This is a genomic window from Herbaspirillum sp. B65 (genome assembly GCF_000333555.1).
Taxonomy (GTDB): domain Bacteria; phylum Pseudomonadota; class Gammaproteobacteria; order Burkholderiales; family Burkholderiaceae_D; genus Herbaspirillum; species Herbaspirillum rubrisubalbicans.
Genome location: NZ_BADI01000751.1, coordinates 1 through 5285, shown reverse-complemented (window position 1 = coordinate 5285; position 5285 = coordinate 1). Strand labels below are relative to the sequence as shown.

Here is a 5285-nt window from a genome sequence, read left to right as displayed (position 1 = left end):
GCGATTCAGCTTTTGCGGCAAGTGCCTACCGACGATGGAGGCGGACCGATTGACATCGTTGTCGATTTCCTCATGCCGCGCGACGCCGAGATCGTCAAGAACGTCCCCCCGCTCATCAGTGACTTCGCCGTCCAAAAAGCCGATGGGGCCGACCTGGCCCTGCGCTTCTATCAATGGGTGGCCATTAGCGGCCCGATGCCCGCCGGCGGCACCAACCGCGTCGAAATCGCGGTGTGCTCGATCCCGGCATTGCTGGCCATGAAAGGACATGCCATCGAAGGACGCTACAAACAGAAAGATGCCTACGACATCTACTATTGCATCCGGAACTATCCCGGCGGCCCCAGGATGGATGCAGACCATGGATGACGCTCAGCCACCTTCGGAGGCCGACACCTACGGCATCTCCTCCAGCGTCTATCGCGCAAGACTGCCGTTTCATCCGGGACGGCTGCTGGATTGGCTCGGACGTCCTTGGCGCAATGGTCGCCTGCTGCGCTGCAAAGGCTATCTCTGGATGTCCAGCCGATATCCCGACATCGCCATGCTGGTGCAGACCGGGGGCCAATTTCAATGGGGCTTCGTGGGGCGCTGGTGGCGTTTCATCGAGCAAGACCAATGGCCACAGGACAGCTATCGTCGGCAAGGCATCCAGGAAAAGTGGGACGCGCTGGTCGGCGACTGCCGGCAGGAACTGGTCTTCATTGGCCAGGGCATCGATTGGGACCGACTGACCGAGGAGCTCGATGCCTGCTCGCTGAGTACCGCCGAAATCGAAGCCGGCCCCGATGCCTGGGCCCAGCTACCCGGTGCTGCCGCGTTCGAGCAACAGGCCAGTACCACGTTGCATTGATATTTTCAAAAAGAAGGAGATCCCGCATGGAATCCGCAATCGACCAGCATCTCAAATGCCCTCGTACTCTTTCGCGCCGGGTCGGCGACGATTACCAGCCGCCCTTCCCGATGTGGGTCGGTCGCGCCGACGACAGCCTGACCCAGGTGACGATGGCCTACCTCGGCATCCAGTTCAAGGAAGAACAACGGGCGGCGGCACTGCAGGCCATGCGCCATATCGTCGCCAGCTTCGCCCTGCCCGATGGCCCGGGCAATCACGACATGAGCTATCACCTCGACAACCAGGGATATGGCAACTTCATCGTCGTCGGATATTGGCGTGATGCAGGTCACTATTGCCGCTGGATGCGCTCCCCCGAAGTGACCGGATGGTGGGACAGCGAAGCCCGCCTCGCCGACGGCATCGGCTACTTCAGGGAAGTATTCTCGCCCCGCGCCGAACAGTTCGAGACCCTGTATGCCTTCAAGGAAGAGCTGCCAGGCGTGGGCGCCGTCATGGATCGCATCAGCGACGACATCGAGGAACACGGCTATTGGGGATCGATGCGTGACCGCATCCCCGCCTCGCAAGTGGACCGGATGCGCCCTTGCGGCCAGCTTGAAGTGATCTCCGGCGACCCCGCCAAAGGTGGCCGGGTGGTGCTCAAGGGTCACGACAACATCGCCCTGATTCGCTCCGGCCAGGACTGGGTTGATGCCGACCCGGAGGAGCGTGCGCTCTATTTCAACGAGATGCTGCCACCGCTGCAGGATGGCATGGACTTTCTGCGCGACCAGGGAAAGGAGATCGGCTGTTACAGCAATCGCTTCGTGCGCAACGTGGACCTGGATGGCAAGCTGCTCGATATCGCCTACGACATCGGCCACTGGCGCTCGCTGGATCTGCTGGAACGCTGGGCCGAATCACATCCCACCCACCTGCGCATCTTCACCACTTTCTTCAAGGTCGTCACCGGCTTGAAAAAACTCAGGCTTTATCACGAAGTGTCGGTCTCCGACGGTGCCACGCAATGGCTGGAATACATCAACTGCCATCCGACCACCGGCATGTTGCGCGACGCCCGGACTTCCTGAGCAGCAACACTGCCTGGCCAGTCAAGCGACAGGTCATCGACACGGCCACTGGGTCATCCACCCAGTGGTTTTTTTTCATCCTTTGCGGCATCCTGGGCAGAGCCTGGAACGCTACTCCCCTAGTCCTTCCCCATTTTCTGCGCTGGCCGAAAACCCTTTACCCTGGCCGTTTTCAAGGCAATCGACGGGCGCATAACGCGCTCAATCCATCGACCTAATCCCCCCATCAGGGCAGCTTGCCCGGATAGTCGAAGGCAGGCATAAATTTTGCACAAAACATGTAGCGCCGTTGGCAGCGATGCATGAAATTCTATTGCCCTTGTGCGTTCATCTGACAGATACTTTGCTACCAGGGATCGGTCCTCCAGCAGCCACAACGCTGCACGAAACCAGCCAGTCAAGCGCATTGGCCAGCCCGGTAATCAGTCACCATGTCTGCATCGACTCGATACATCAGGAGTGCCCCTTATGAAGGCTCAATACACCACTGCGATCGTCGAAGCGCCACGGCGCTTCGAGTATTGGAATGATGTCGTCTGTCGTCATTGCCTCCAGGCGGACAGCAAGCTATCGGGAGAACCCGTCTTCGACGGCGCCATGTCCGTCAATTCCATCGGGATGCTCGACATGGCCATCATGAGCTCGCCCTTGCACCATTGGCGACGTGACGCGCACCATATTCGTTCAAATCCCGACGACGACCTGTGGCTGGCCTTCATGGTCAGCGGCCAAGCCTATCTGGCACAGGATGGCCGGCAGACACGCCTGCAATCAGGCGACATGGCCTTGTATGATGGCGCCCGGCCGTTCGAGTTTGCCTTGGGCCCGGAGAAAATCTATCTGACGCGCTTGCCGCGCAAGTCCCTGTTGAGCCGCTGCCCGGAGGCCGAACATATGACCGCACAATTGATCGATGTGCGCCGGCCCGGTGTGATGGCGCTGCGCTCGATGCTGGAAGAGGCAAGCACGTGCGAATTCAACGATGCCGAATCGGCGGTGCGCTACGGCGCCGCCTTGCTGGACGTGCTCGCCTTGAGCCTGGCCGCGCCCAGCGCCAGGACAACTGCGGCAGAGAAGAACGATCTCTACAAACGTGTGCTCGCCTATCTGCGCGAGAACTATACCGACCCGCAACTCAATCTCCACGTCCTGGCCGCAGCTCACCACGTCTCCGAACGAACACTGACACGCGCCTTTGCCCAGCACAACCAGACACCCATGGATGTGCTGCGCCGGGTGCGACTGCAAGCCAGCTATCGCGCGCTCACCGAAGGCAATGCCGGCAATGTCACCACGGCGGCACTGGACGCCGGATTCTCCGATCTGTCCCACTTCAGCCGGGTATTCCGGGCCACCTTTGGCTGTACGCCGCAGAGTTTGTTGTCGCACTAGGGTCTGGTTCCATCAACAATAAAGGCTGCCGATTGGCAGCCTTCCAGATTGATGACAGAAACGTTAAGGTTTCGAAAAAACCGCTACCTTCAATGGACGCGCTGTTAGGGTTAGCCTTTCCGATGTTCTCTTGGGCGCCTATCCTCCCCGATCATTTTGTTATCTGAATTTTTACTCTGTTTTGTTACCCTAGTTGTACCTTACTGATCAGGGTAAATCCCATGGACCGGAGCAAGCTCGGCAGCAAGCGCCTGGCAATGCAAGCATCCTGAAAGACGGCCGCGCTGTCTTCAACATTGCCGGGAACAAGTATCGACTTGTTGTTTGGATCAATTCGATGACATCGACGCACAGACGATTTAACGGAGACCATCATGGATATCAAACCCATCAAAACTGACGCCGATTACCGCGCCGCCCTGACGGAGATTGAAGGCTTGATGACGGCAAAACTAAACACCCCGGAAGGCGATCGCCTGGACATCTTGGTTACACTGGTTGACGCCTATGAGGCCAAACACTATCCAGTTGACCTGCCCGACCCTATTGAGGCCATCAAATTCCGCATGGAGCAGGCGGGCCTTACCGTTAAAGATTTGGAACCGTATATTGGTCGCTCCAACAGAGTCTATGAAATCCTCAATGGCAAGCGCCCCCTTACACTCGGCATGATCTGGAAGCTAAACCAAGGACTCGGCATTCCCGCTGAAAGCTTGATCAAGCCGCCTAAAAAAATTGCGGCATAGCCAACAATGGGTAACTGCGGGAATTCCTGTGGTTACCGTGAAGGTTGAGGGGGGCACGATTTTCCCCTCATACAGTTCTTGAGGAAACATAAACCTATAAGGGGGAAATAGCATGACTACCGTAACTAATGAAAAAGATCTGGGCAAAGCAATCAAATCTGAGGAAGATACGATTCAAATCGAAGGGGACTTGGCCAGAAAAATTATCCGCATTCGCGCTACAGGAAAAGTGGCATGGGCTATTGCATTCGGCGCTATCGGGGTCGCCGTCGCCGCCACCATCATTGCGCTACCGACAGGAGGAACGTCTGAAGTTGCCGCAGCAGCAATCGCACCAGCGCCAATTGCAATACTCGGCGGGGCGACCACATATAGCTGCATTGCGATCGCGCTTGCCGCAGGCGGAATCGGCTCGCTCGCCAAATTGAGAACTTACAAAGAGGTTTCCAGAAGTGAAGGTCGCCTGGTTTTGAAACGACGGTAATCGGCTCCTTGAGACCATCGACAATCTCTGCCCATATTGCATCCATCGATGCAATATGCGTTCAAGACCAAGGCGCTCTACCTGGACCGTTCAAGGTGCGGCAATGGCCCGCCCGATGACCAGCCGCTGGATATCGTTGGCCCCTTCATAGATCTGACAGATGCGCACGTCACGGTAAATGCGCTCGACCGGAAAGTCGCTGGTATAGCCGACGCCACCATGGATCTGGATCGCATCGGAGGCAATTTTCTCGGCGGCTTCGGAGGCGAACATCTTGGCCATCGATGCCTCCTTGAGGCAAGGACGCCCCTGATCCTTCAACTGGGCAGCGCGCCACACCATGAGCCTGGCCGCATCCAATAAAGAGTTCATGTCGGCCAGGCGGAAATTGACGGCCTGGTGGTCGATGATGGGTACCCCGAACGATTCCCGCTGCCGGGCATAACTGACGGCGGCCTCGAAGGCGGCACGCGCCATGCCCACGCTCTGCGCGGCGATGCCGATGCGGCCGGCTTCGAGATTGGACAGGGCGATGCGGTAGCCATCGCCTTCCTTGCCGAGCAAGGCTGTGGCCGGCACCCGGCAGTTTTCGAGGATGATCTGGACCGTATCCGAAGCGTGTTGCCCCATCTTTTCTTCGCTACGCCCGACCACGAAGCCGGCCGTATCGCACGGTACCAGGAAACAGGAAATTCCCTTCTTGCCAGCGGACCTGTCGGAACGGCAAAGACGAT

At 58.1% G+C, this 5285-nt stretch carries 6 protein-coding genes and 2 pseudogenes; 7 read left to right on the top strand and 1 reads right to left on the bottom strand.

Annotated elements, in window-relative coordinates; translation table 11 throughout:
* The 7 genes and pseudogenes from I5W_RS17755 to I5W_RS17730 form a co-directional block, all read left to right on the top strand.
* A pseudogene (locus tag I5W_RS17755) lies at positions 1-342 on the top strand (hypothetical protein); the annotation flags it as partial.
* A 1-nt stretch (position 343) separates the two neighbouring features.
* Positions 344-853, top strand: a pseudogene (locus I5W_RS17750) (GTP-binding protein); the annotation flags it as partial.
* Positions 854-879: 26 nt separating this feature from the next.
* Entirely contained in the window at positions 880-1929 is a 1050-nt protein-coding gene (gene oxdA / locus I5W_RS17745; protein WP_044530216.1) for an aliphatic aldoxime dehydratase, read from the top strand.
* 468 nt (positions 1930-2397) lie between these two features.
* Positions 2398-3321, top strand: a complete 924-nt coding sequence (locus I5W_RS17740; protein ID WP_017450206.1) for a helix-turn-helix domain-containing protein — start codon at positions 2398-2400, stop codon at positions 3319-3321.
* Between the two features lie 193 nt (positions 3322-3514).
* Complete coding sequence (locus tag I5W_RS34275; protein WP_083893574.1) at positions 3515-3721, top strand: type II toxin-antitoxin system HigB family toxin; 207 nt, start codon at positions 3515-3517, stop codon at positions 3719-3721.
* Complete coding sequence (locus tag I5W_RS17735; protein ID WP_044530215.1) at positions 3696-4067, top strand: helix-turn-helix domain-containing protein; 372 nt, start codon at positions 3696-3698, stop codon at positions 4065-4067. The genes I5W_RS34275 and I5W_RS17735 overlap by 26 nt, the downstream gene beginning before the upstream one ends.
* Before the next feature lie 112 nt (positions 4068-4179).
* Positions 4180-4551: a hypothetical protein gene (locus I5W_RS17730; RefSeq protein ID WP_044530214.1), complete on the top strand. Its 372-nt coding sequence runs from the start codon at positions 4180-4182 to the stop codon at positions 4549-4551.
* Between the two features lie 90 nt (positions 4552-4641).
* Here I5W_RS17730 and I5W_RS17725 read toward each other — a convergent pair.
* Positions 4642-5285, bottom strand: a 644-nt coding sequence (locus I5W_RS17725; protein WP_044530213.1) for an acyl-CoA dehydrogenase family protein, incomplete at its 5' end; no start/stop codon positions are given.

What these genes read in the sequence shown, in the direction of transcription:
- I5W_RS17735 (WP_044530215.1), top strand. Translation starts at nt 3,696, where the DNA reads ATGGATATCAAACCCATCAAAACTGACGCCGATTACCGCGCCGCCCTG.
- I5W_RS17730 (WP_044530214.1), top strand. Translation starts at nt 4,180, where the DNA reads ATGACTACCGTAACTAATGAAAAAGATCTGGGCAAAGCAATCAAATCT.
- oxdA (WP_044530216.1), top strand. Translation starts at nt 880, where the DNA reads ATGGAATCCGCAATCGACCAGCATCTCAAATGCCCTCGTACTCTTTCG.
- I5W_RS17740 (WP_017450206.1), top strand. Translation starts at nt 2,398, where the DNA reads ATGAAGGCTCAATACACCACTGCGATCGTCGAAGCGCCACGGCGCTTC.